The sequence below is a fragment of the Sulfurimonas denitrificans DSM 1251 genome, from assembly GCF_000012965.1.
Lineage (GTDB): Bacteria > Campylobacterota > Campylobacteria > Campylobacterales > Sulfurimonadaceae > Sulfurimonas > Sulfurimonas denitrificans.
Genome location: NC_007575.1, coordinates 36,172 through 60,202 on the forward strand (window position 1 = coordinate 36,172; position 24,031 = coordinate 60,202).

The window sequence follows — 24,031 nt, forward strand, 5'->3', positions numbered from 1 at the left end:
TTCTTATGATGATTCAAGCTTTTTATACCGGGATTAATGGTATTAAATCACATCAGACATCCATTGATGTGATTGCCGATAATTTAGCCAACACAAGTACTTTGGGTTTTCGTGGATACACAGCAGAATTTTCATCTCTTTTTGAGAAGTCACTCTCAACCACAGCTGACATTAATGCTGGAATTGGCTTAGGTAGCAGAGTAAATGCTATAACTATGAATGATAGTGTTGGTACTCTTCAGCTTAGTGAAAGAAGCACGGATATGGCTATTATGGGAGACGGCTGGTTTGGTATTCAGGGGGAAGGCTCTCCTTTATACACACGTGATGGAAGTTTTACATTTGATAGAGAGAGAGATTTGGTAACTGCTGATGGGTATTATGTTCTAGGAACAATGGGTAAAAATATCAATAACGGTGTCTTAAGTGAACAGTTAGCCGAAATACCTCTAGCAAATGTATCTGAGCAACAAAAACTGCGCTTTCCAGATAAACTCACTTATCCAGTTGAGCCGACAAGCGAAGCTAAGTTTTTTGGAAATTTAGGTGTTACTGATAATATAAGAGTTATAAGCGCTAAAGCTATAGATTCACAAAGCAACACAAATAGTATAAGACTAGAGTTTAAGAAGAGCAATCCACAGACCTCCCCTGGAGTTCAGTGGGATGTTACAGCGACAGCACAAAGTTCTGGTGTTAAAACAGAATATAATGAACAAACAAGTGAGACAACTTATCTTCCAGATGAAATTTATGATACACAAAAAGGAGTGGTTTCATTTGATAATAGTGGAATTATCATATCAAATACATTATCAACTGTAAATAACAATGGTACTCCAGTGAAAATAGATTTAGGAAGTGGTTTTAATGGTCTTATATCCATGGATAACCCTTTTAGCGGCTCAAGCACTTCTAATGGAACACAATCAGGCGAACTTCAAGGCTACGATATAAATAAAAACGCTCAGATTGTAGCTACTTTCTCTAATGGTATGCAGAGTGCGATAGGATCTGTTGCGGTGTACCATTTTCAAAATGACAAAGCTCTAGAGAGAGCTGGTGGCTCAAGATTTAGCGAATCAACAAATAGCGGTAAGCCTATATTTTTTAAAGATGCGAATGGAAAAAATATAGTAGGTACAGATTTAAGCAATTTTAAATTAGAGGGCTCAAACGTACGCATGGAAGTAGCGCTGACCGAGATAATTGTTATGCAAAGATCTTACGATGCAAATTCAAAATGTATAACAACAGCAGATCAGATGTTACAAAAAGCTCTTAGTATGCATAGGTAGTCCAACTATAATAGAGTTGGAACACTAAATGCTAAATAATTATACAAGTAAAAAACATCTTTGCTTCTCTCTCTGCAGAGAAGTTTTAGTGCCAAAAAAGGCTGTTATATAGGAGCTAAGATGCTCTTAGTGTTTAAAAAACTTAATATATAGGGAGTTCACCATGTTAAAATCACTTTTTGCTGGAGTCTCAGGACTACAATCGCACCAAGTTGCGATGGACGTAGAATCAAATAATATCGCAAACGTTAATACGGTTGGATACAAATATTCTCGTGCAAACTTCTCAGATCTTTTAGCACAAACAAGAGCAATCGCAACAGCACCTCAGGGGGAACTTGGCGGTAAAAATCCAGTTCAAGTTGGTCTTGGTGCTACTGTTAGTTCAATGACTCGTATCTTTTCTCAAGGTTCAGTACAAAATTCCGATAAAAATACTGACGTTGCTATTCAAGGCGATGGCTTTTTTATTATCTCTCCAGATGGTGGAAATACATACAAATATACACGTGCAGGGGATTTTAAGTTTGATGCTGGCGGAAACTTTGTTGACAATAATGGGTTTATTGTTCAAGGATGGTTAAGAGATAGAGCAACAGGTTTTGTTGATGCAACAGCGCCTATTACAAATATAAATATCCCTCCAGGGCTTACAACTCCAGCGTCTCCTACACAACATGTAGTTATTAAAGCAAACTTAAATTCAGGTCCACTTGTAAAAACTTACTCACCTGCTTATGAGGTAAAGAGTTATCCAACTGGGACACCTCTTCCTAACCCAGAAGCAATAGATGAAAATGGTAACCCAATTGATTCTGGTAATATGGGAGTGCTTTTTAATGACTCTGGAGAAGCATTTAATTTGCAAACAGGTCAAGGTATCTGGGCATCGTTTACTCCTACAAAAACAGCTGCCACAGCTGGTGTAGCAGCAGGAGCAGTAGAGTTAGATATAACATTAGAACTTGATGATGGAACTCTAAAGCAGATAACTACAAATGGTGGACTCGCAGGAAACACAGCTGCTGATAATGCGGCACGTTATGTCTCGGCAATCAATGCTCAAACATCAGTAACTGGGATAATTGCTACATATAGTGGTGGTTTTATCAACCTTGCAAACTCTAACTCAGATATAAATGCTTCTCATAACATCAGAATAAATGCTGTAGGAAACGCAAACAGTGGTTTAGTTGTTGGAGACTCTGCAACCACTGCTTATAGATATCAGTATGATCCAACAGGTGCAGTGACAGTAGCAGGCGGTGATAAGAAATTTACAACTATCGCAGATTTGCGTGAAGCTTTGGAGAATCAAGCTCGTGCTGTAGGTAATCTCGATGCTGATGCTACACCTGATGAAAATAATATTGAGATAAAAATAAATGCTCAAGGTAAATTTGAACTATCAAATCCAGGTGGTTCACAAGATGGTGATTATGATATTAATCTATCAATTACAGGGATGAATGCCAACAGTATTACAGGCGGTGGAATAACTGAAAATACTAAATTTACTAGAAATATGGAAGCATTAAACGCAACACTTCCTGCAGGGAGTACTGGAAAGGCATTTTCACAAAGTTTTAATGCTGCAACTCACTCTGCAAGCATTGATATTTTTGACTCTCTTGGTTCAAAACATACACTAAGAACAGAGTTTAGAAAAGTTGCAGTTGATGCTTCAACAGGGAGTTCATGGAATATGAAGATAAGTGTTCCCGAGCCTGCAACTATTGATTCAGTTGCGCCTTATAATGAAAAAACAGGCTTTGTTCGCTTTAACAGTGATGGTTCACTTGCAACTTTTAATCCGCCAAACGTCTCTTTTACAGCAAATAACGGTTCAGCTGCAAATCAGCAAGTAGCAATTAAACTTGGTACTTCTAACAGTTTTGATGGGATGACGAGCTTTGACTCCAAATCAGCAACATCAGGAATTTCTCAAGATGGATTTACTGGTGGAGATTTAGTTGGTATCAGAATTGATCAAAGTGGAACGCTAATTGGGTCATTTAGCAATGGTAGAAGTTTTGGTCTTGCACAAATTGGTATGGCAAAGTTTACCAACAACGAAGGACTATCTACTGAGGGCGGCAATGTTTATGTACAGACTGCAAACTCAGGAGATCCAATCATCGGAACAGCTGCAACAGCTGGACGTGGATTTATGCAAGCAGCCGCACTTGAAGCTTCAAATGTGGATTTGTCTTTGGCACTTACACAGCTCATTATTATACAAAGAGGTTATCAGGCAAATGGTAAAACGATTACAACTTCAGATCAGCTTCTTCAAACTCTAATCGGACTAAAACAGTAAGTTTAACTCCTTTTTGATATAATTCTTTTTCTTTTTAAAAGCAAGCTTTAGCTGCTATAGCGGCGTGAGCGTAGCTAAACGAACTTGTTCGTTTAGCGTTTTTAATTTAATAAAAATGAAGGAATTATTATGCTCTTTTCTGCTCCTCTAAAATCAAACTCAAAAAAAATTATGCTCTTAGGCTCTGGTGAACTAGGTCGTGAAGTTGCTATTGAAGCCCAAAGACTCGGTCTTGAAGTTATAGCAGTTGATAGATACCAAAATGCTCCAGCGCATAGCGTTGCACATAGAAGTTATGTTGTAAATATGCAAGATAAAGATGCGCTTTTAGAGATAATATATCGTGAAAAACCAGACTATATTTTGCCAGAGATTGAAGCTATAAGTATTGATGCACTATTTGAGGCTGAAGATAAGGGCTATAACGTTATCCCAAATGCAAATGCTGTTAGCAAAACTATGAACAGAAAAAATATCCGCACCTTTGCTGCTGAAGTTTTAGAGCTTAAAACGGGTGCTTATGAGTTTGTAACAACAAAAGAGATGTTAGTATCTGCTGCAGGACGCTTGGGCTTTCCGTGTGTTATAAAGCCTGTTATGAGCAGTTCTGGCCATGGGCAGAGTGTTGCAAGAAGTGCTTCTGATATAGATGCTTCTTGGGAGATAGCAAAAGAGGCTAGAGGCGATGCAAGTGAGCTAATTGTTGAAGCTTTTGTAGATTTTGATTATGAGATAACTATGCTAACCGCAAGAAATGGCAAAGAGACAGTTTTTTGTGAGCCTATCGGGCATGAACAACGTGATGGAGACTATGTTTTCTCATGGCAACCGATGCAGATGAGTGAAATCGCAAAGCAAAGAGCCGAGGATATGGCTAAGAAGATAACTGACGGACTTGGCGGTCGTGGTCTTTTTGGTGTTGAACTGTTTATAAAAGGGGATGAGGTCTATTTTTCAGAAGTATCTCCTCGTCCGCACGATACAGGAATGGTAACGCTTATAACGCAATCGCAAAGTGAGTTTGCACTCCATTTAAGAGCTGTTCTTGGGCTTCCTCTTGAATTTACATTTTATGGAGAGGGTGCAAGTGCGGCATTCAAATCAGAGGTTCATAACTTCTCGCCAGTTATACATGTAGATGAGAGCCTCTTTAGCAAAAATAGTTTTGTTAGAATTTTTGGCAAACCAGAAGCTCACAAAGGGCGAAGACTCGCAGTTGCATTAGTTTTTGACAAAGCAGAACAAGCGCTCCAAAGAGCAAGAGAGCTTATAACAAAGGTTAAGGATAGTTAGTTGAAGATTGTAATTTTAGATGCTCTTACCTTTGGAGATAGTGACTTAAGCACATTCTACTCGCTTGGGGATACTCAAATATTTCAAACAACTTTATCTTCCCAACTGCAAGAGCGCATAAAAGATGCTGATGTTATAGTTACTAACAAGGTAGTTATAACAGATGAGCATATGCAAAATACACCATCTCTAAAACTAATCTGTGTTGCTGCTACTGGCATGAATAATGTAGATTTAGAGGGTGCAAAAAAAAGAGCCATAGAGGTAAAAAATGTCTCTGGCTACTCAAGTGATTCTGTGATTCAGCATACATTTTCTATGCTTTTTTATCTTATAGGGCACTCAAAATATTATGACAACTATGTAAAAAATGGCTCTTATGCAAAGAGTGAGATTTTTACAGATGTATCACGTCCATTTTTTGAGATAAAAGGCAAGAAATGGGGTATTATAGGCTTGGGTGAGATAGGTAGAGGTGTTGCAAATATAGCAAAAACTTTTGGTGCAGAGATTCTCTACTACTCAACAAGCAAGAAAAACCAAAATAACCAATACACATCTGTCTCGCTTGATGAGTTACTAAAAAGCTGTGATATCATCTCCATACATGCACCGCTTAATGAAAACACACTCAATCTTTTAGATTATAAAGAGTTGCAGATGTGCAAAGATGGTGCGGTTATCTTAAATCTTGGTCGTGGTGGCATTATCAACGAAGAGGCGGTTTCACGCATAGTTGATGAGAGAGACATTCTCTTTGGTTTGGATGTTTTAAGCCGTGAGCCAATAGAGTCAAACAACCCACTCCTACATGTTAAAAATAGAGACAACCTCTACATAACACCACATATCGCTTGGACTAGCATAGAGGCAAGGAAAACCCTTATTGATGGCGTTACAAGCAATATAAAATCTTTTTATGAGAAAAACAAATAACAGAAATAGCACTCTTTTTATCTGCCTTCTTGGCAGCTACAATCCTTCCATTTAGCTCTGAGATAAGCTTTGTTGCAGCGCTAGAGAGTGGTATGAGCGTAAAAAATGCTATGTTTTTTGCTTCAAGCGGAAATATTTTAGCCATTATCCTAAACTACTCTTTAGGCTATCTACTTTATGAAAAAACAAAAACAAAACTTCTTAGCTCAAAAATCGGCAGAGTTTCATACAAGTATGGGCATAGCTATGGTTATGTGGCACTGCTTTTTTCATGGCTTCCAATCATAGGTGACCCGCTCACGTTAGTTGCTGGTGTTTTAAGATTGAATTTTATATATTTTATCCTCATAAGTGCCTCACTTAGGGTGCTTAGATACTACTTTTTAACTCTTATGCTATAATCTAGTAGATTAAATATAGGGGTTTTGTGATGAGATATGTGGCTGCTCTGCTTTTTTGTATTTCACTTTATGCTTCACAAAAACCGCTAGATAAAGTCTCTATTCAACTTCAATGGCTAGATCAGTTTCAGTTTGCAGGTTACTATATGGCACAAGAGAAGGGTTTTTACAAGGAAGCTGGTCTTGATGTAGAGATAAAAAAATATGGTGTTGATATTGATATTGTTGAAGAGGTACTCAGTAGAAAAACAACTTACGGTATAGGTCGCTCAAGCCTTGTTTGGTATAACTCAAAAGGTAAAAAAATAACTCTTTTAAGTGCAACGTTTCAGTCATCTCCAATGGTTTTGTTAGCTCTTAAATCTTCAAATATAAAAAGTATAAAAGATTTTACAGATAAGAAAATAATGATGACGATAGATGCTCTTGAGAGTGCTCCAATATACGCCATGATAAGATCTGCGCAAGTCGATGATAAGAGGGTTAATTTTGTAAATCACTCTTTAAATTTTGAGGATTTAATTCAAAAAAAAGTGGATTTATATGCTGGATATAGCTCGAATGAGCCTTTTATGTTAAAAGAGAGAGAAATAGATTTTGAAGTTTTCTCTCCATTAGAGAGTGGTTTTGATTTTTATAGTGATATTCTCTTTACTTCGCAAGAAGAAGCAGAGAAAAATCCAGAGCGAACAAAAAATTTTAAAGATGCCTCCATTCGTGGATGGGAATACGCATTTAAAAATATAGATGAGACAGTCTCTATCATTTATGAAAAATACAACCCTTTAAAAAAATCAAAAGATGCTCTAAAATTTGAAGCACTTGAACTTAAAAAACTAGCCTACATAAATGAAATTCCTCTGGGCACAATTGAAAAAGATAAGATAAGAAGAATTTTAGATGTTTATAGAATCATGGGTCTTGTTGGCTCAAATATAGATATTGATGAGTTTATATTTAATCAAGATGAGATATTTTATACGCAAAAAGAGAGGGAGTTTTTAAAAGAGAAAAAAGAGCTTAGAGTTTGTGCTATCTCAAGACTTCTTCCATTTAGTGACATTAAAGAGGATAAATTTATAGGAATTTGCTCAGATGTTTTAAATCTAACAAAAGAGCATGTAAAAATCCCATATAAGATAATATATGCCTCTAGTTGGGAAGAAAATCTAAAAAATCTAAAAAACAATAGATGTGATATTTTACCAATGGGAACACAAAGGCTTAAAAAAGAGTCTCTGTTGGTTGTTTCGCCATACTATAACGAGCAACTAGCAGTAGTTACTAAAAAATCTCAAAACTATATAGTGGATATTAAACATATATTTGATAAAAAGTTTGTAGCAATAAAGGGAAACCCTTTTATCGAAGAGCTAAAAATAAAATATCCAATGTTAAATATATCTTATGTAAAATCTCTCCAAGAAGGGTTTGAGAGTGTTGAGCAGGGTGATTATTATGGATATATAGATACATTGATTTCGGCTGCTTATGCTTTTAAAAATATCTCTAATGGCAATTTGAAAATCTCTGGGTCGTTTGATGAAAAAATAGGTGTTGGATTTGGATTTAGAGAAGATGATAAAGAGCTACATACTATTTTTCAAAAAGTATCAAAAGAGATAAAATCTTCAGATGTAGATAATATTATAAATAAATGGATTTCAGTTAACTATATCAAAAGTATAAAATTTGAGTATCTACAAGAGATACTCTCTGCTCTTTTTTTAATAACTCTGCTCTTTTTTTATAGACAGCATCTCTCAAATAAGAAAAATAAGGAGTTAGAAGCTCTGAAAAATGAACTGCAGCTCAAGGTTAAAGAGGCGATAGCAGATATACAAAAAAAAGATATCTATATGCTGCATAAATCAAGATTAGCACAGATGGGAGAGATGATAAGTATGGTAGCACATCAGTGGAAGCAGCCTCTTAGCTCTATTTCAGCGCTTCAAATATCTCTTTTAATGACAATAGAGTTAGAAGAGTATGATCTCTCAGATGAAAAGCAACGAGAGGATTTTTTACTCTATTTTCAGGAGAGATTAAAAAAAATAGGGAAGCAGACGCAAGCACTCAGTATGATTATTTCTGATTTTAGTGATTTTTATAAACCAAACAAGCAGCAAGAACTAATTGCACTAAATAATTTAGTGCTAAAGGCATATAAGCTCTTAGAAGATAATTTGCAAGCAGAAGAGATAGATTTATGCTTAGAACTTGGCTCAAAAAATAGCGTTTTAGCATATAAAAATGAGTTTATTCAAGTTCTTTTAAATGTTATAAATAATGCAAGAGAGCAGTTAAGCCAAAGAAACAGAGCAGATGCGCAAATACTTATAAAGAGTTATGATAGAGATGATATCTGCATCTTAGAGATAAGCGATAACGGAGGCGGTGTTGATGAGAGTATAAAAGATAAAATTTTTGACCCATATTTCTCAACAAAATTTGATAAAAACGGTACAGGGCTTGGTCTTCACATGTCAAAGAGTATCATAGAACAACATCATGGAGGAAAAATATATCTGCAAAATATAGAAAATGGTGCAAAATTTATTATAGAGTTACAAGCAAGTGAGGATAAAGATGAAAAATAGAGTAATAATAGGAGCTGGTGGAGCTGGACTTGTTGCAGCGCTTAGTGCGCATGAGAGTGGCGCAAAAGTTACTATAATAACAAAAGAGTATCCAACAAGAAGTCAAACATGTATGGCTCAAGGTGGTATAAATGCGGCTCTCTCTAACGTAGATGAAGATAGTGCAGAGTTACATGTACAAAACACACTAAAGTCGGCGCATTTTTTGGCAGATTATGAAGCGGTTAATTTTTTGTGTAAGAGTGCGCCAGAGGCTATTGCGTGGTTAGACAGTATAGGCGTACCTTTTAGTAGAACAAAAGATGGAAAAATTGCCCAAAGAAAGTTAGGCGGGGCATCAGCTTCTAGAGCTTGTTATGCGCAGGACTATACTGGGCTGAAAATACTCCATACACTTTATGATAGATGTGTAGCAGGTGGAATCGAGTTTTTAAATGAGAGATATCTGCTGGATTTTATAACATACGATAACCATAACAAAAAAAGCGTTTGTGGTGTTAGTGTTTTAAATAAAAGAAGCGGAGAGGTTGAGCTCATCCAAAGCTGTAGCGTTATAGTTGCAACTGGTGGATATAGCAGAGTTTTTCATAACTACTCAACAAACTCAGTGGCTTCATGTGGAGATGGAATTGCAGCAGCACTTAGGGCTGGAGCTAGGGCAAGTGATTTGGAGTTTATACAGTTTCATCCAACAGCACTCAAAGGCTCTTCTATCTTAATGTCAGAGAGTGCAAGAGGTGCTGGTGGTTATCTTCTTAACTCAAAGGGCGAGAGGTTTATAAATGAGTTAGCGCCTCGTGATGAGGTCTCACGTGCTATATATGATGAGATGTCAAAGGGTGAGAGTATCTTTTTAGATATCCGTCATTTAGGCTCTGAGTTTATTGAAAAAGAGCTGCCACAAGAGGCAAAACTCTCAAAACTTTATGAGAATATTGACCCTGCATTAGAGCTTATTCCTATAAAGCCAGCAGCGCATTATACGATGGGCGGCATAGATGTTAACAATCGTTCATTAACCAATATTGAGGGGCTTTTTGCTGCTGGAGAGTGCGCAAATCATAGAGTTCATGGAGCAAACAGACTTGGCGGAAATTCACTCTTAGAGATTGTTGTTTTTGGTAAAGTTGCTGGAGAGAGTGCAGCAAAGTTTGCAAAAGAGAGTGATTTTGATACAGATATAAAAGAGTATAAAGAGCCACATGTAGAGAGTTTGGAACTGGTAAAATCTTATACAAATGAGATAAATTTTTATGAAAAATATTCAGAGTTAGCGAAACTGTTTTATCTGCATGTAGGAATAAAAAGAGATAAAGAATCTTTACATAAAGTACTCAAGAGCGTAAAAGAGATTAAGCAGAGTATTCACAAGATGGGTGTAAGTGATAAATCAAAAAAATATAATACAAATCTTATAGAGTTTTTAGAATTTAAAAATATGCTCTTTCTTAGTGAACTTATTTTACTTAGTGCAATACAAAGAGATGAGAGCAGAGGCGCACACTTTAGAGTAGATTCGCAGATGAGTAAAAAAGCATTTGACGTACACACCATAATAGACAAAGATGGAGTAATCAGTTATGAAAATTAATATAAAAAGAGAGAGCTTACATGTAGAGTATGATGTCTCTTTACAAGGGGTAACTCTCTTAGAAGTTTTAAATGAGATAAAATACAAACTCGATGCAACTTTAACCTTTAACAGCGGATGCAGAAGCAGTGTCTGCGGAAGTTGCGCTCTTAGAGTAAATGGCAGAGAAGTTTTGGCATGTTCATATAAAGCAGAGGATGGCGATGTAGTAGAGCCTCTTTTAAATAGCCCAATAGAGCGTGATTTGGTAGTAAATATGGACAAAGCTTATAGTTTTAATGCAAAAGCAAAAGCGTGGCAGAGTAGTTTTGCACAACATGTAAAACTAACAGATGAAGATGAGATGAGAAATGCGCTTCAAAGTGACTGTATTTTGTGTGGTTCATGTTATAGTGCATGCCCAGTTTATGAAGTAAATAAGGAGTTTTTAGGACCTTTTTCACTAACAAGAGTGTGGCGTTATGTAAGTGATAAAAGAGAAGAAAATCCAAAAGGTAAAATTGATAACATCCAAATTAATGGAGTTTGGGATTGCACTTTGTGCAATGCGTGTACCCTTGTTTGTCCTCAAGGGATTTCAAGTAAGGCCGATATAGAAAAACTAAGAGCAAGAAGTGTTATGTTTGGTTATAGCGATTCATCATTTGCTAATTTTGGTGGCGGATTTAGCTTTGATGGGACTCCTAGTTTCTAATTGATTCCATATCTTTTCTATACAAATTGCACAAAGAGAGCTAACTACAACTCTCTTTGTACTACATGTATATAGAAGATGTATCGGAGATAACTCATTTTTTAAGTTAGCTTAGATTTTGTTTGTTATATAATCAAAACTATTTAGTTTTAAATAAATATGGAGCGCAGTAATGGCAAAAGAGTACTCATTTGATATAAGTGCAAAGATAGATATGCAAAGCTTTAAAAATGCTATAAATCTTGTTGATAAAGAGGTAGCAAACCGCTACGATTTTAAAGGTACAACCTATGAGGTTGACTATAAAGAAAAAGATAAATTATTGGTTATGGTGGCATCAAGCGATAACAAACTTGACGCTCTAAAAGATATAGTTATAACAAAGCTTCTAAAACAAAACCTCTCATCAAAAGTATTAGAGGAGCAAAAAACTGAAAACTCAAGCGGAAACAATAGAAAGGTAACTTTTAAAATTGTTGATTATATTGAGTCAAAAGAGGCTAAAAAGATAGCAGCAGAGATAAAAAATCTAAAATTAAAAGTCACAGCTCAAATAGAGGGAGATTCTATCAGAGTAAAAGGTGCCAAACTTGATGATTTACAAAAAGTTATAGCAACTATCCGCTCTATGGAGTGGGAAGCGCCTTTAGTTTTTGAAAATATGCGATAGGAGAGAGGAGAATGTCAAAGCTAACTATTTCTGATGCAGCAGAGTTTTTGGGTGTGTCTAAAGAGGCGATTCATAATCGCATAAGAAGAGGAACTCTAGAGTGTATTGTTGAAAATGATGTCAAACTTGTGCTTATCAACCAAGAGGATAACACTAACAATATGCCAAAAAAACCACTAAATCAAAAATCAGTAGCTAAGAGCGATGAGAAATATTATAGGTTTTTAGAGGAGCAAAATACAAAGCTCCAACATAGAGTTGACACGCTTGAGGGTGAGACAAGAAGCTTAAGAGACCAAAAAGAGCAGATGCTTATAGATGAGAGAATTAAGATTGAAAACATTTACAAAGAAAAAGATGAGCAGTTAAAAAACATCATAAATGCAATATCTTCAAAACTTCTTCTCTCTACTCCGCAGAAGATTCAAGATACGATAGAGGGTGAGATAGATGAAGCTCAAGATATAGAAGATGAACATGATGAGGATGTAGAGATAGGAAAAAGCAGGCTAACTTCTTTAAACAAATATTTAAAAAGTCAAGATTTTTCAAAGAAAAAAATCTCCAAAATAAAAGAAAAATTTAAAGAGAGAGCAAAAGATGACTCAAGGGTAGTAATAATTGGTAAAAAATACTATATAGATTTTAAAAAATATGATTATAGCGATTTCTCTATTTAGATAAAAGTTGCTTTATTTAAGCCACTTAGAGATAAAATTCGCATTCCAAAGAAGGACAGTTGGGAGAGTTGGTTTAATCCAGTCGCCTGGAACGCGGCCGTAGGGAAACTTACCGAGGGTTCGAATCCCTCACTGTCCACCACAAATTAATAAAAAAAATCACTGCAGTAGAGCAACAATCGATAATTTCAACCAATAAAAGCCTCTATATGGAGTACATAAGATATAATATAAGAAAAGCGGTATTTAATGGAAACTGAGTTAATTGTAAAATCTATCATGGGACTTATCGCACTTTTATCGCTTTTAGTGTTCTTTCTTTTTTTAGAACCAAACAAAGATAAAAAGAAGCCAAACAGTAACAGCAAGGTTGTTGTAGATAGAGATGAAGTAGAGAGTGAAGAGACAAATTTAGATGCTCTAGTTGCTATAATAAAAAATAAAAAATCAGACAGTAAAAAACTCTCCTTTGCTCTTGATATGATTTTAAAACATCATGGAACATTCCATAAGAAGATGGGTGTAAGAGCGCATAAAGATTTTGATATTTATATGGATGTGCTTTTTACTCTTTGCAGACATCCAAATACGAATAAAGATTTGATAATAAATTTTGACAAAGAGTTAGCTCGTTTAAATCCAGATTACAAGCAAGAGATAAATAATGCTATCTCAAAAGGTCTAAATTCAAGGGGTATCTAACTTTAGTGTTGCCTTTTATTAAAGCCAGATGTCCCCTTTTTGGCACTTGGTGATATATTTGAGGTGTACTGCTTCAAATATGGCGGAACAACTCTTCCTTGAAGCCTCATCATGTCATCTATCATAATATTTGCTACAAATTCTGGAGACAACTTTTTTACCTCACACAGATATTTAAAAAGTAACTCGCCTAATCGTTGAAGTGAGATTTGCCAAGTTGAATCAGTCTGCTCATATATCCAAAGACTAAAATCATAAAAACTCTCAAATATTTTTCCATCTTGCCAGATTAGCTTTACGCTCTGCTTGAAGTTTCCGCTGTTATAAGTTAAATCCCAAAATCTTGAAAATCGCTTCATTATACCAATTTGGGTAAATGAGAGTTCTGATGTCTGCAAAACATCATAAGGAGGGATATCGCTATATATCATTTTATGCTCTATATCATGGCGATTTATATAGGTTCCTGAGAGCTTCTTTAGGATTCCTATCTGTATCTCACAGCCACTAAGCGATACCAACTCATCTAAGTTTTTTCCAAAGCTCTCTAGTGATTCTCCTGGCAAACCAACAATCAAATCAAGATGAATGTGTGCGTGAGTCTCATTTTCTAAAAATAGTATATTCTCTTTAATCTTTTCTAAATTTAAAACTCTTGAGATATTTTTTGCAATCTGAGGATTTAGAGTTTGTATCCCTATCTCAAGTTGTAGTGCACCATCTTTGAAAGATGCAATTTTGCTCTTTAGTGATTGTGGAAAATGGTCAGGCACCACTTCAAAATGGGCAAAATATGGCTCATTGAGGTCTTTATTTAAAAAGAAATCAAGCAGGATAGTTGCTGTTTTTATATTTAAGTTAAAAGTTCTATCTATAAACTTGAAATTTCTAGCTCCTCTTTGCCATAAAAGCTCAAACTCTTCAAGCAGTTTGTCTATATCAAATGCCCTTACCTTCTCATCCATTGAAGAGAGGCAAAACTCACACTCAAATGGGCAACCACGAGAGGCTTCTACATAAATATAACGGTTTTTTATATCATCATCACTGTAATATCTATATGGAAGAGTTATATTTTTCAGTGATGGCATACTCATTTTTATGACTTTTTCTCTTGGCTCATTTGATGAGAGGATATTTTTACATAGTTCATAAAAAGCTATATCGCCCTCTCCTTGAATAATAAAATCAGCAAGGTCAAGATTTACACGAAATGGCTCATGTGATACCTCTGGACCACCTAAGATGATTTTTGTAGCAGGAGAGACCTTCTTGATAATATGAATTAGTTCATAAACCTCTTTAACATTCCATATATATACGCCAATTCCTATGATTTGAGGATTATGAAAGAGGAGTTTTTGAGCGATACTTTGAACTGCGTCGTTGATTGTAAACTCTTGAATTAGAGCATCACTCTGCAGTTGGGCCAAATTTGCAAAAAGGTATCTAAGAGCAATTGAAGTGTGAGTAAATCTAGAATTTAGAGTTGTTAAAATAATTTTTTTCATGGGATAAGTTTAGCACAATTTATCCGAGCCAAAAAGGGGGAATGGCTGGATAATTAAAATAATTTATAGGTTATATTTCTCTTTTATGAAAGGGGTTGAACATAATCGAGATGCATAATGATATTAATTATTAGTTAACGTCAAGTAAATAGTTGGCAATTTTGACTATTTTGCGCCACTTTTTGTATATTCTTGAACCATTTCATCCAGTTTTTTGAATAAAAGGTCAGATGATTTCTCCATTTCAGTAAAGTTTTTAATAATTATATTTGGATTTTCGCCCTTTAAAACAGTTTTGGCTTTTACAAATTCATAGTTTTTGATAGCGTAATCATGAACATTTGCATGAACAGAATCTATCTCTTTGAAAGTTTTTGTATGACCAAACTTATCAGCTCCTAAACCAGTGTACCATTTACCCATGCGGCAATCTTTGTGCCCTATGAAAGTGTTTACTGTATTTGAACTCAATAGAGTTGAGTAGGCATTTGATTTAAAGATTATATGATCTACTTTTACAAGAGATGTAAATAGTTGGTTATTGATAGCAGTTGAAATTTCTGAGGATTTGTTAGCGTAGGAATTTAACTCTTCAAAAGTTTTTTCAAATTCTGAAATAACGTTGTTTGACTCTGTTGCAATCTCTGAAATATTCTCAGAGCTGCTTATCATCTCATTTGACTCTTGTTGAAGAGTGGAGATATTGATCTCTATCTCTTGTGTCGCTTTTTGTGTACGTTCTGCAAGTTTGCGAACTTCATCTGCAACAACAGCGAAACCACGTCCATGCTCACCCGCACGCGCTGCTTCAATAGCGGCATTTAGAGCTAGTAAATTTGTTTGATCTGCAATATCTTTGATAAGGCCAACAACGTTTGAGATATCTCTAGTCCTTTGCCCAAGATTTATGATGACATCATGTGAAGATGAAATTGAATCGACCAAAGTGGCTAGTTTTTGGCTAATATCTTTAACATTTTCTAAACTTCTCTCTGATAATAAGGCTGTTTTTTCAGAAACTTTTGAAATCTCATCTGAACCATTTTGAGCAATGGCAATATCGTGCTGAATAATTTCAAGTCCACCGCTTACTCCTCCACCAAGAACACTAAAGTCATTGGATAGTTTACTCTTTATTTTTGTTTCATGCCCTAAAGAGATAGAAGAGATTGCAAGTTGGAGTTTTTGCGAAGTTGTGCGAAAGATGCCATGAAGACCGTGTGGGTCTGTGCTTCTGTGAGTTTTCCCATTTGCAGCACTCTCTATAGATGTTTGAACATCTCGCATAAAGGCTTCAAACTGATCAAGTGCATCATTGATGCTCCAAGCAAATGCAGACTCTTTTGAGTTGTCATTTGGGATGCGTGTAATTCTTGCACTTAGTTTCCCAGCAGCAGCATCTTTGAGTGCTTTGATAATCTCATCATGCATCTGCGCATGTCTTTTTTTATTTCCGTTTTTATTGATTTTGAAGAGAGATAATAAGCTCATCGTACACCATTCCTTTATCTGCTAAAATGTCTGTTAAAATCTTAAATGAAGCGTCAACACCACCGCTCTTTTCTACTTCAACCATCTTTTTATAAAGAGGAATGATGATTTCAAGAGCTTTTGGATTAGGTTTGCGTCTAACTGAGTAGTAGTCAACGATATTACCACTCTCATCTAGAGTAGCAGTAATATTTGCATATACCCAGTATGCGTTATTGTTCTTTGTTTTGTTGATAACATAAGCAAAAACCTCCTCTTTTTTAGGAATAGTTTCCCATAAGTATCTAAAAACAGCTTTTGGCATATCTGGATGTCTTATGATGCTGTGGGGTTTTCCAAGCAGCTCCTCTTCACTGTACTCTGCCATCTCCATAAAAATTTGATTGCAGTAAGTAATACGACCCTTTAGATCAGTTTTTGAAACAATAAAATCATCTTCTTTCATCTCTCTTATCATAAATACCCTCCTTTTTTAGCATATACCATAATACAGTTCTAATATAAAACTTTAATATGGTTTTAAGTTGGAATGATTATATCAAAAAAATTAGTATATTAATAGTACAATTGCAAATGTCAATTATATTAGCAATTTTTTATTTTTTTTATTTTTCAATTATTGGTGTTTATGTTATTTTTTTGCCAAAAGTCCTCTCTATGGCTGGATATGGAGCAAGTGATATAGGCATCATCTTTGCAGCGGCTCCTCTGGTGCGCTTTGTAGTTCCTTTTGCTTTCATAAAAGGCTTGAAGATAAACATAGCGAGTTTTAATATTGCACTTTTGATTATGTCTCTTAGTTCCATCTCCTTTTATTTTTCACTCGATAGCTTTTATAAACTTCTTTTCTCAAATATAACCTTAGGTATTGGTCTTAGCATAGTGCTTCCATATATAGAGGTAATATCGCTGCAATACTTAAAAAAAGAGAGATATGGCAAAGTAAGACTCTTTGGTTCAGTTGGATTTATCTTAGTAGCTCTTGTTTTGGTAAAGTTTTTAGATGACCCTAGAGTTGCACTTCTATACCTTTTAATTTTAACTTTTATAACAGCATTTATTGGGCATATAATTGCAAAAAAAGCAGCTACTATTTTAGAAAAACAGGTAGAGCATCTAAATGATATAAATATATTAAAAGATTGGAAATTATGGCTTGGACTAACTCTTATGCAGGTAAGTTTTGGCTCTTTTTACAACTTTTTTACAATCTATACAACTGATCATGGTGTAACTCTTGATGTAACAATCTATCTTTGGACTTTTGGGGTTATAGTAGAGATTTTTATGCTCTATTCTCAAGGTTCACTTCTGCGTAAAAATTTACTCCTTATTCTTCAGTTAAGCACTTTAGCAACAGCTCTACGTTGGTTTTTACTATTTTTATTTCCTAGCAGTATAGGATTTTTGTTCTTTTCACAATCTCTACATGCGCTTAGTTTTGCGCTCTTTCACTCAGCAGCAATTAGCTATCTTTTTTACTTATATAAGCATAAATCTTTAGCACAACAGTTTTTTTCAGGAATTACTTACGGGTTTGGAGCATTTTTAGGTGCGCTTATTGCAGGGTATGTGTATGAATTTTATCCGAGCTACCTCTTCTTAAGTGCGACACTTATCGCACTTATGGCAGCGTGGTTTTTATATCTTTGGGGAAGCAGTCAAAAAGGTGTTAATAATCAGCAATTAGATTAAAAGTAAACATTTTATCTGTCGAAGTTTTTCCAGAAAACGGTGGATGGTTTGTATAGTCGATGTGATAAGCGATGCCAGCTGAGAATATGTCAGATAGTTTTGTTGTAAAGGCTGTTTTTGAGTAAAGAAAATAGTTTTGGACATCTGAGAATTCTGATCTAAAACTTAATGTTTGATGAAACTTTAAATTTTCTAACATCTGCATATTATAAACACCTTTTATTCTGTAACCGAGGTAAGAGTTAATCGGCTCGCCATAAATCTTATCTTTTACATATAGAAAGTTTCCATCCAAATTCAAATCATGATAATCTGTTTCTATCAGTACATATTTAGCACCAGGTCCAGTGTAAAACTGATAATCATAACCAGAAAATTTATCATCTTTGTACCCAACTAAGTAGTTAAGAGAGAGTACTTTTGATAGTTTATAATCATAAAGAAGTTCGCCTAAGAACCTATTTTTACTCTCTTTATTGTTTTCTGTTCCATATTGCATAAGCATTGAAGCCTCAAGAGAGTGTAAGTCCCATCTGTTTGTTAATTTTGTATCTGCATTAAAAGCTTCTGTATTTGTATTTCCAGAGTTTGAGACATAACCGATTTCAGCACGAGCCTTAAAGATATAATCCTCTTTTGGAAGTGTTGATTGAAGTTCTTTTAGATTTGCTTTTAGTTTAGCAATTTTTGCTTTTGTCTCTTTTATCTCATCTTTTACATCTTCTGTATTTGCTGCTATTAGGCAAGAAGTTATCAGAGAAAGGGCAACTATTTTTTTGTACATTTTTTCAATCCTTTTTTGTATGAATATCCATCTGTGGAAATGGGATAGATATCCCTTTTTCATCAAATGTAGTTTTTATTTTTTCTAACATGTCAAAGTTTACACTCCAGAAATCTTCATTGCTTACCCATACTCTAAATGTAAAATTTACGCTGCTTTGTGCAAGTTCACTAACTGCTACAAGTGGCTCTGGCTCTTTTAAAACTCTCTCATCCTCTTTGATGATTTGTTGTAGAGTCTCTTTTACAAATTTTAAATCATCGTTATACCCTACACCAATAGAGAGAGTGACACGACGTGTAGGTTTGTTAGAGTAGTTTGTTATAGTAGAGTTTATAATAGATGAGTTTGGAACCATAACAGTTTTGTTATCTGGTGTTGCTAAAATAGTTGAGAAAAGATTTATCTCCTCAACTTTACCAGAAGTATCAGCTGCATCTATGACATCTCCAACTCTAAATGGTCTAAATATAATAATAAGAACAGCAGCGCCAATGTTTGAGAGAGAATCTTTAAGAGCTAAACCAATCGCTAAAGACGCAGCTCCAAAAATTGCCAAAAATGATGTTGTATTTATGCCAAGAGTATTAAGTGATGTTAGAATAACAACTATAAAAAGGGCAAAATAGATAACTTTTGACAAAAACTCAACCAGGGTTAAATCTACTTTTGCACTAATCATAATTTTTTTAATAACCGATGTTATTTTTTTTATAATAAACTTTCCTATGAAAAAAATAACGATAGCCGCTAGAGCTTTTAAGCCATATTCACTTATGTATAAAATAGTTAAATCACTATATTTTGATATATCCATATCTACCCTTTAAAAAATTTTTGGAATTATATCAAAAATAGGGTTAGCCTATTTTATCTTGAGCCTCTTTGATGCTTTGTATCTCCTCTATGATTAGGTTATACATGTAGAGATGTGGGGAGTCTATCTTATGGATTAGTTCTCTATATTTTAGATATGTTTGCCACACTTTTTTGGAAGCTTCTACTTTGCCTTTTTTATAAAGCTCGAAACTAACAGAGGCATTAATAAAACCTTTTAGAAGTTTTATCTCGTCTGAGTCTTCAAATCTTCTCTTAAACCAAAGCAGTTCTATATCTTCATGCGCATCATAAAAATTTTTATTTTTGAGATTCTCAATAAAGGAATCGAGCTGTTTTTTATGTTCACTCATCAAAAATCATCATATTTACTCGCCAGTAGCCTCTGCCGCCTTTTAGTGAGATGCAGTGGTGCTTTGGGAACTTCTCTTTGTACTCTTTGAGTCTATTTAGTGTAGCTTTTCCGCTATCGCAGTAAAAGACAAAAACACTCCCCTGCGGTTCATTTTTTAATTCATGAGGGTTGTAAAGTGTTGTATCGGCTTTTTCTATCCCAGAGAGAATAGTATCTATCAAAAGAACTCTTATTCCTTGGGATTCAAGCTCTTTTTTGTTTTGTAAAAACTCTTTTTGTGTCCACTCATCTGGGAAATTCATGTCAATTCTCTAAAGCCTTTTTTGATGCTGCCAAAACTACCAGTGCGGTTAAAAATGCTCCCAAAAAGACAACACTGTAACCAGTTGGTAAGTCATAGAAGTATGATATTGTAATTGCGCTTATACTAAAAAACCATCCAAAAATAAAACTCCCAAGCAAAGGCTTTTTAAAGTTTAAAGAGAGTGCTACAAAAGGAGGAGCGATAAGAAGAACAAAGACTACAAAAACTCCTGCAAGTGAGACAGATGAGGTGACTGTTATTGCTAAGAGTGAGAAAAATAGAAGCTCTTTTAAAAACCCACTAAGTTTAGGATATATAAAGTAAAGAGCAATAGCAATAAAAGCGTAGATAACTGCACTTTTTGCAACTTCCATTGGTGGAGTAAAGAGTATGTCACTTGCAAGAAGTGATTTAAAATGCTCCATTCCCTCAGCAGAGTGAGATAAAACCATCATAATCCCACTAGCTCCTAAAACATATAAAATCCCAATAAATGCTTCAAGATGAAGTTTTCTTGTAGAGGCAAAGGCTATAAGAAAGGCGCTAAAGAGAGCGAAACTAAGTGTTAAAAGGTAAAAATGCTCTTCATGAAAATACCCAAGGCTAATTGATGAACCAAGAGCTGCAAACTGAGCTATTGCCAAATCTGTAAAGATAATGCCACGTTTTAAAATTTCCATACCAAAATAGGAGTGAAGCATAACGAGAATGATTACTAAAACTATTGGAACTAGTAAAATATCTATCATCTTATTGCACTTGTAAGATAATCAAAAAGAGCGCTTAAGTTATCAATACTCTCTAATGCTTCTATATCATGAGGCATTAAAATAACTTTTATACCAGTTTTCTCACTTATAAAATCTGCTGTTTTTGTAGAGTGATAAACATCATGTAGTATGCAGCAAGGCGAGGCATTTTTTATAAGCTCTATCGTATCTATGGTATGTTTTGAAGAGGGAGGAATCCCTGCTAAAGGTTCAATAGTTCCTATGTTTATAATCCCATAAGCTTTGTTGAAATAGGCTAGATTATCATGAAACTGTATAACTTTTAGCCCTTTTTTATCGCTCATCTTTTGGCTCCACTCGCTTAGCTTTTCGTTCCACGTTTTTGAAAAATCAGCATAATTTTTCTCATAAACATTTTTATGCTCTGTATCGATTGAAATTAAAAACTCTTTAATTGTGTTTGCTAGAGAAAGAATGTTTTTTGGATCAAGATGAAAGTGTGGGTTGCCATCTGGATGGATGTCGCCATCTTTTCTATCCACATTGCTAGGCTTATCTATAAGCTCTACGTGATGAGATAGATTTAAAAAAGTTGGAGTATTTGGCGAAGTTTTTGGATTTCCTGCACGATTTATTAGAGGAGGTAGCCAACCTATCTCAAGCTGAGCACCATTCATGATAAGCGCATCAGCATTTCTCATCTTTGCTATAAGTGAAGGGCGTGGGATGATAAAGTGCGGGTCCCAATTTCCTTGTGCTAAAACAGTTGTTGTTATATGCTCTTTGCCTATTGTTTTGGTAAGTGCCCCAATGTATGGGTAACTAACTGCAATATTTAGATGAGCTAAGAGTGTTAGCGGTAGAAGTGTTAGTAATGTTAGTAGTTTGTTCAAATGTACTCCAATCTATAATCTTTGTAATTCTCGAAAAACATAGTTTTTCGTAACTTTATGGGTTGGAAGGGACTTTAGTCCCTCCCATTAAAACGGACGTATTCATTTTAATGGAAATAATTAAAACGAGTGTGCTGCGTGTGCACCGATTGAGATATTTGCTTGAAGAATAATTGTGTTGATTTTTTCTCTCTCTCCATCTTCGTTGAACATTGCATAATCTTGGCTGTACTGGAGTCTAAATCTTGCAAATTCGCTTGTGTGGTACTCTATCATCGCTGTGTATTTGTCAAGGTTATCAGGCTGCTCTACATCTAAACCTGCTTTTGTTACATCATTTTTAAGGATGGTATCGTATCTTACGCCAATTTTCCAGTTTTTGTCATGTGTGTAGATAAGTTGAGAGTAGAGACCGCCCTGTTTTTTAACTATTAAAGGAGAGACAAAATTACCAAGAGTATTGTTAGCATATTGTGTACCATCAAGCTCTCTTTGTAGATATTCACTCTGCCATTTTATAGAGCTGTATGAGTCTAGTGCGTGCAGAAGTACAAAATCAGCGCCATAGAGTTTTGCATCACCACTAAATACATGTGGACCCTCTTCATCTTGGCTATGGTCTATTCTTGATTCGCCTTGCGCATAAGAGATGCCGCCAAGAAGCGTTGTGCTCCCTATGTCATGTGACGCTTTGATGTATCCTACATAAAGAGATGCCCCATCATTTCCTTCTACTGTATCAGGGTTTGCCGCTGGATTTATCACTGTTAAATCAACAGTCTCTTTTCCAAACATCTGCTCATTTTCGCCTTGAAGAATCTCAAAACCTGCCATTAGATAAAAAGGTGTTGGAGCTGTCCACTGGATTTGCGCACCAACTTCATTGATACCATGCATTCCCAAAAATGCCTCATAAACAAGCGGCATATCTGCAAAATCCCAAGCGTGGTGATGTTGCTCGTTGAGGTAGCCAAAGTTTGAGTTAAACTTTCCGCCCTTTACTTTTGTGCCATAACCCAGAGCATTTGAGGTAAAGAAAAGCTCTTCAATCTCAACACCATTTTCAGAGAAGTGAAATACGCCATCCATCGTAAAAAATGGATCAACCGAGCTTGAGAGTACAAGCTCTGCATAGTTTAGATTAAAGCCGTTGTTTGCATTGTAAGTTGCATGATTATCATCTCCGTGAGAGTGAGAACCTATAAGACCATGTGCAATACCAGGAACTTCTAAGTGCCCTACATGAGTGTCTTTTACATTTCTATCAACATAAGAAGCATCCATAATTAAAGAGATGTCTGGAATAAATTTTGACTGATCAAAAGTTCTTTTCTCAACTGGCAGTATTTCTGCACCATAAACCAAAGCCGTGCATAGAGCACTTGATAATAATATTTTTTTCATAATTTTCTATCCTAATAGATTATATTTTCGTATTTGTAATAATTGTTTTTTTGTTGGAGTTTAGGATAGTTTTGGCGGAGCGCGGTTTTGGTTTGAATTGGTTTGAATATAAAAGTAAGAGATTGGAGCATTGTGGGCAATAGCTTCAAAATGAAAAAGCTCAACATCGCTAAGAGATATAACCGCATCATCTGAGACTAAATTGTGATTTATTGTACAAACAAGACATGATGCGCTATCGTTGTGTACAATATGCTCCACTTCGTGAATAGCAGCAAAGCTAGTAACAATTGCAAAGAGTATGGAGAGTAGTATATTTAATTTCATCGCCCTAATATTATCATAAATTCTTAACTAAAAAATAAAAAGCGTCTAAAAAAATTCTCAATTACTACTCTGTTTTTTCAAGATTTTATCTTCTTAAGTACTCTAAAATATTTCAACATGTTAGTATAAATTGAACTATGAACTTTAATTGCTAATGTGTTAGACTACACCAATTTTTTCAGAGTCACATACCTAATTTGGAGTTATTGAATGAGACGAGTAGTACTTTTATCTGTGTTAGTGTTATCACTGTTTTTATCTGGATGTTCTAGCAAAGATGAGTTAAAACCTAAAAAAAAGTCATATTTTTACTTTAGCGGCAAGGCTGATAATGTAGAAATTCGCATAGATGAAGGTACTAAATTTGATATAGTTGCTTCAAAAAAGAGCCTCTACTCCATTGATGAGGGAGCGCATGTGATTGAGATATTTAGAAAAAATCAGATGATACTTAAGTATAACTTCGTTTTTGAAGCAGACAGAGTAAAAGAGATAGAGCTTCGTTAGGGTAGAT

At 35.1% G+C, this 24,031-nt stretch carries 24 protein-coding genes and 1 tRNA gene; 14 read left to right on the forward strand and 11 right to left on the reverse strand.

The window, feature by feature from the left end:
- The first annotated feature begins 5 nt into the window (after positions 1-5).
- From SUDEN_RS00150 to SUDEN_RS00205, 12 genes are all read left to right on the forward strand, one after another.
- The gene (locus SUDEN_RS00150; RefSeq protein WP_011371667.1) at positions 6-1,298 is read left to right on the forward strand and encodes a flagellar hook protein FlgE; all 1,293 of its coding nucleotides are present in this window, start codon (positions 6-8) and stop codon (positions 1,296-1,298) included.
- Positions 1,299-1,461: 163 nt separating this feature from the next.
- On the forward strand, positions 1,462-3,618 hold the full coding sequence (flgE, locus tag SUDEN_RS00155; protein ID WP_011371668.1) for a flagellar hook protein FlgE: 2,157 nt from the start codon (positions 1,462-1,464) through the stop codon (positions 3,616-3,618).
- 129 nt (positions 3,619-3,747) lie between these two features.
- Positions 3,748-4,911: a formate-dependent phosphoribosylglycinamide formyltransferase gene (purT, locus tag SUDEN_RS00160; RefSeq protein WP_011371669.1), complete on the forward strand. Its 1,164-nt coding sequence runs from the start codon at positions 3,748-3,750 to the stop codon at positions 4,909-4,911.
- Positions 4,912-5,847, forward strand: coding sequence for a D-2-hydroxyacid dehydrogenase (locus SUDEN_RS00165; RefSeq protein WP_011371670.1), 936 nt, complete (start codon positions 4,912-4,914; stop codon positions 5,845-5,847).
- Positions 5,848-5,876: 29 nt separating this feature from the next.
- A complete protein-coding gene (locus tag SUDEN_RS00170; protein ID WP_011371671.1) occupies positions 5,877-6,248 on the forward strand; it encodes a YqaA family protein in 372 nt (123 codons plus the stop codon).
- A 29-nt stretch (positions 6,249-6,277) separates the two neighbouring features.
- Positions 6,278-8,848 carry an ABC transporter substrate-binding protein gene (locus SUDEN_RS00175; protein ID WP_011371672.1) on the forward strand — a complete coding sequence of 857 codons (2,571 nt, stop codon included), beginning with the start codon at positions 6,278-6,280 and terminating at the stop codon, positions 8,846-8,848.
- A complete protein-coding gene (locus SUDEN_RS00180; protein ID WP_011371673.1) occupies positions 8,838-10,439 on the forward strand; it encodes an FAD-dependent oxidoreductase in 1,602 nt (533 codons plus the stop codon). Before SUDEN_RS00175 ends, SUDEN_RS00180 begins: the two co-directional genes overlap by 11 nt.
- Positions 10,429-11,133 (forward strand): succinate dehydrogenase/fumarate reductase iron-sulfur subunit, encoded by a 705-nt coding sequence (locus SUDEN_RS00185; protein WP_011371674.1) that lies wholly within the window; start codon positions 10,429-10,431, stop codon positions 11,131-11,133. The genes SUDEN_RS00180 and SUDEN_RS00185 overlap by 11 nt, the downstream gene beginning before the upstream one ends.
- A gap of 172 nt (positions 11,134-11,305) precedes the next feature.
- Positions 11,306-11,803 (forward strand): YajQ family cyclic di-GMP-binding protein, encoded by a 498-nt coding sequence (locus tag SUDEN_RS00190; RefSeq protein WP_011371675.1) that lies wholly within the window; start codon positions 11,306-11,308, stop codon positions 11,801-11,803.
- An 11-nt stretch (positions 11,804-11,814) separates the two neighbouring features.
- Entirely contained in the window at positions 11,815-12,483 is a 669-nt protein-coding gene (locus SUDEN_RS00195) for a helix-turn-helix domain-containing protein (protein WP_011371676.1), read from the forward strand.
- A 53-nt stretch (positions 12,484-12,536) separates the two neighbouring features.
- Positions 12,537-12,625 (forward strand) — tRNA-Ser (locus SUDEN_RS00200).
- A gap of 107 nt (positions 12,626-12,732) precedes the next feature.
- Entirely contained in the window at positions 12,733-13,185 is a 453-nt protein-coding gene (locus SUDEN_RS00205) for a hypothetical protein (RefSeq protein ID WP_011371677.1), read from the forward strand.
- Positions 13,186-13,187: 2 nt separating this feature from the next.
- Here the strand turns inward: SUDEN_RS00205 and SUDEN_RS00210 are convergent, their stop codons facing one another.
- From SUDEN_RS00210 to SUDEN_RS00220, 3 genes are all read right to left on the reverse strand, one after another.
- Positions 13,188-14,696, reverse strand: coding sequence for a B12-binding domain-containing radical SAM protein (locus SUDEN_RS00210; RefSeq protein ID WP_011371678.1), 1,509 nt, complete (start codon positions 14,694-14,696; stop codon positions 13,188-13,190).
- A 165-nt stretch (positions 14,697-14,861) separates the two neighbouring features.
- Entirely contained in the window at positions 14,862-16,187 is a 1,326-nt protein-coding gene (locus SUDEN_RS11520; RefSeq protein ID WP_041672146.1) for a methyl-accepting chemotaxis protein, read from the reverse strand.
- A complete protein-coding gene (locus SUDEN_RS00220; RefSeq protein ID WP_011371680.1) occupies positions 16,156-16,644 on the reverse strand; it encodes a PAS domain-containing protein in 489 nt (162 codons plus the stop codon). The genes SUDEN_RS11520 and SUDEN_RS00220 overlap by 32 nt, the downstream gene beginning before the upstream one ends.
- Before the next feature lie 116 nt (positions 16,645-16,760).
- Here SUDEN_RS00220 and SUDEN_RS00225 point away from each other — a divergent pair, with 116 nt between their 5' ends.
- Complete coding sequence (locus tag SUDEN_RS00225) at positions 16,761-17,882, forward strand: MFS transporter (RefSeq protein ID WP_041672147.1); 1,122 nt, start codon at positions 16,761-16,763, stop codon at positions 17,880-17,882.
- Here the strand turns inward: SUDEN_RS00225 and SUDEN_RS00230 are convergent.
- The 8 genes from SUDEN_RS00230 to SUDEN_RS00265 all read right to left on the reverse strand — a co-directional run bounded on the left by SUDEN_RS00230 (position 17,860) and on the right by SUDEN_RS00265 (position 23,517).
- A complete protein-coding gene (locus tag SUDEN_RS00230; protein ID WP_011371682.1) occupies positions 17,860-18,666 on the reverse strand; it encodes a DUF481 domain-containing protein in 807 nt (268 codons plus the stop codon). The genes SUDEN_RS00225 and SUDEN_RS00230 overlap by 23 nt on opposite strands.
- 4 nt (positions 18,667-18,670) lie before the next feature.
- Entirely contained in the window at positions 18,671-19,483 is an 813-nt protein-coding gene (locus SUDEN_RS00235; RefSeq protein ID WP_011371683.1) for a mechanosensitive ion channel family protein, read from the reverse strand.
- Positions 19,484-19,526: 43 nt separating this feature from the next.
- Complete coding sequence (locus SUDEN_RS00240) at positions 19,527-19,856, reverse strand: DUF309 domain-containing protein (RefSeq protein WP_011371684.1); 330 nt, start codon at positions 19,854-19,856, stop codon at positions 19,527-19,529.
- Positions 19,849-20,160 carry a hypothetical protein gene (locus SUDEN_RS00245; RefSeq protein ID WP_011371685.1) on the reverse strand — a complete coding sequence of 104 codons (312 nt, stop codon included), beginning with the start codon at positions 20,158-20,160 and terminating at the stop codon, positions 19,849-19,851. Before SUDEN_RS00245 ends, SUDEN_RS00240 begins: the two co-directional genes overlap by 8 nt.
- Position 20,161: 1 nt before the next feature.
- Positions 20,162-20,911 (reverse strand): metal ABC transporter permease, encoded by a 750-nt coding sequence (locus SUDEN_RS00250; protein WP_011371686.1) that lies wholly within the window; start codon positions 20,909-20,911, stop codon positions 20,162-20,164.
- Positions 20,908-21,786: a metal ABC transporter substrate-binding protein gene (locus tag SUDEN_RS00255; RefSeq protein WP_011371687.1), complete on the reverse strand. Its 879-nt coding sequence runs from the start codon at positions 21,784-21,786 to the stop codon at positions 20,908-20,910. The genes SUDEN_RS00250 and SUDEN_RS00255 overlap by 4 nt, the downstream gene beginning before the upstream one ends.
- A 120-nt stretch (positions 21,787-21,906) precedes the next feature.
- Positions 21,907-23,190 carry a hypothetical protein gene (locus SUDEN_RS00260; RefSeq protein WP_011371688.1) on the reverse strand — a complete coding sequence of 428 codons (1,284 nt, stop codon included), beginning with the start codon at positions 23,188-23,190 and terminating at the stop codon, positions 21,907-21,909.
- Positions 23,191-23,250: 60 nt separating this feature from the next.
- Positions 23,251-23,517, reverse strand: a complete 267-nt coding sequence (locus SUDEN_RS00265; RefSeq protein ID WP_011371689.1) for a hypothetical protein — start codon at positions 23,515-23,517, stop codon at positions 23,251-23,253.
- Between the two features lie 210 nt (positions 23,518-23,727).
- Here SUDEN_RS00265 and SUDEN_RS00270 point away from each other — a divergent pair, with 210 nt between their 5' ends.
- Positions 23,728-24,024 (forward strand): hypothetical protein, encoded by a 297-nt coding sequence (locus SUDEN_RS00270; protein ID WP_011371690.1) that lies wholly within the window; start codon positions 23,728-23,730, stop codon positions 24,022-24,024.
- The last annotated feature ends 7 nt before the right edge of the window (positions 24,025-24,031 follow it).

What these genes read in the sequence shown, in the direction of transcription:
- SUDEN_RS00150 (WP_011371667.1), top strand. Translation starts at nt 6, where the DNA reads ATGATGATTCAAGCTTTTTATACCGGGATTAATGGTATTAAATCACAT.
- flgE (WP_011371668.1), top strand. Translation starts at nt 1,462, where the DNA reads ATGTTAAAATCACTTTTTGCTGGAGTCTCAGGACTACAATCGCACCAA.
- purT (WP_011371669.1), top strand. Translation starts at nt 3,748, where the DNA reads ATGCTCTTTTCTGCTCCTCTAAAATCAAACTCAAAAAAAATTATGCTC.
- SUDEN_RS00175 (WP_011371672.1), top strand. Translation starts at nt 6,278, where the DNA reads ATGAGATATGTGGCTGCTCTGCTTTTTTGTATTTCACTTTATGCTTCA.
- SUDEN_RS00180 (WP_011371673.1), top strand. Translation starts at nt 8,838, where the DNA reads ATGAAAAATAGAGTAATAATAGGAGCTGGTGGAGCTGGACTTGTTGCA.
- SUDEN_RS00185 (WP_011371674.1), top strand. Translation starts at nt 10,429, where the DNA reads ATGAAAATTAATATAAAAAGAGAGAGCTTACATGTAGAGTATGATGTC.
- SUDEN_RS00190 (WP_011371675.1), top strand. Translation starts at nt 11,306, where the DNA reads ATGGCAAAAGAGTACTCATTTGATATAAGTGCAAAGATAGATATGCAA.
- SUDEN_RS00195 (WP_011371676.1), top strand. Translation starts at nt 11,815, where the DNA reads ATGTCAAAGCTAACTATTTCTGATGCAGCAGAGTTTTTGGGTGTGTCT.
- SUDEN_RS00205 (WP_011371677.1), top strand. Translation starts at nt 12,733, where the DNA reads ATGGAAACTGAGTTAATTGTAAAATCTATCATGGGACTTATCGCACTT.
- SUDEN_RS00210 (WP_011371678.1), bottom strand. Translation starts at nt 14,696, where the DNA reads ATGAAAAAAATTATTTTAACAACTCTAAATTCTAGATTTACTCACACT.
- SUDEN_RS11520 (WP_041672146.1), bottom strand. Translation starts at nt 16,187, where the DNA reads ATGAGCTTATTATCTCTCTTCAAAATCAATAAAAACGGAAATAAAAAA.
- SUDEN_RS00220 (WP_011371680.1), bottom strand. Translation starts at nt 16,644, where the DNA reads ATGATAAGAGAGATGAAAGAAGATGATTTTATTGTTTCAAAAACTGAT.
- SUDEN_RS00225 (WP_041672147.1), top strand. Translation starts at nt 16,761, where the DNA reads ATGTCAATTATATTAGCAATTTTTTATTTTTTTTATTTTTCAATTATT.
- SUDEN_RS00230 (WP_011371682.1), bottom strand. Translation starts at nt 18,666, where the DNA reads ATGTACAAAAAAATAGTTGCCCTTTCTCTGATAACTTCTTGCCTAATA.
- SUDEN_RS00235 (WP_011371683.1), bottom strand. Translation starts at nt 19,483, where the DNA reads ATGGATATATCAAAATATAGTGATTTAACTATTTTATACATAAGTGAA.
- SUDEN_RS00240 (WP_011371684.1), bottom strand. Translation starts at nt 19,856, where the DNA reads ATGAGTGAACATAAAAAACAGCTCGATTCCTTTATTGAGAATCTCAAA.
- SUDEN_RS00245 (WP_011371685.1), bottom strand. Translation starts at nt 20,160, where the DNA reads ATGAATTTCCCAGATGAGTGGACACAAAAAGAGTTTTTACAAAACAAA.
- SUDEN_RS00250 (WP_011371686.1), bottom strand. Translation starts at nt 20,911, where the DNA reads ATGATAGATATTTTACTAGTTCCAATAGTTTTAGTAATCATTCTCGTT.
- SUDEN_RS00260 (WP_011371688.1), bottom strand. Translation starts at nt 23,190, where the DNA reads ATGAAAAAAATATTATTATCAAGTGCTCTATGCACGGCTTTGGTTTAT.
- SUDEN_RS00265 (WP_011371689.1), bottom strand. Translation starts at nt 23,517, where the DNA reads ATGAAATTAAATATACTACTCTCCATACTCTTTGCAATTGTTACTAGC.
- SUDEN_RS00270 (WP_011371690.1), top strand. Translation starts at nt 23,728, where the DNA reads ATGAGACGAGTAGTACTTTTATCTGTGTTAGTGTTATCACTGTTTTTA.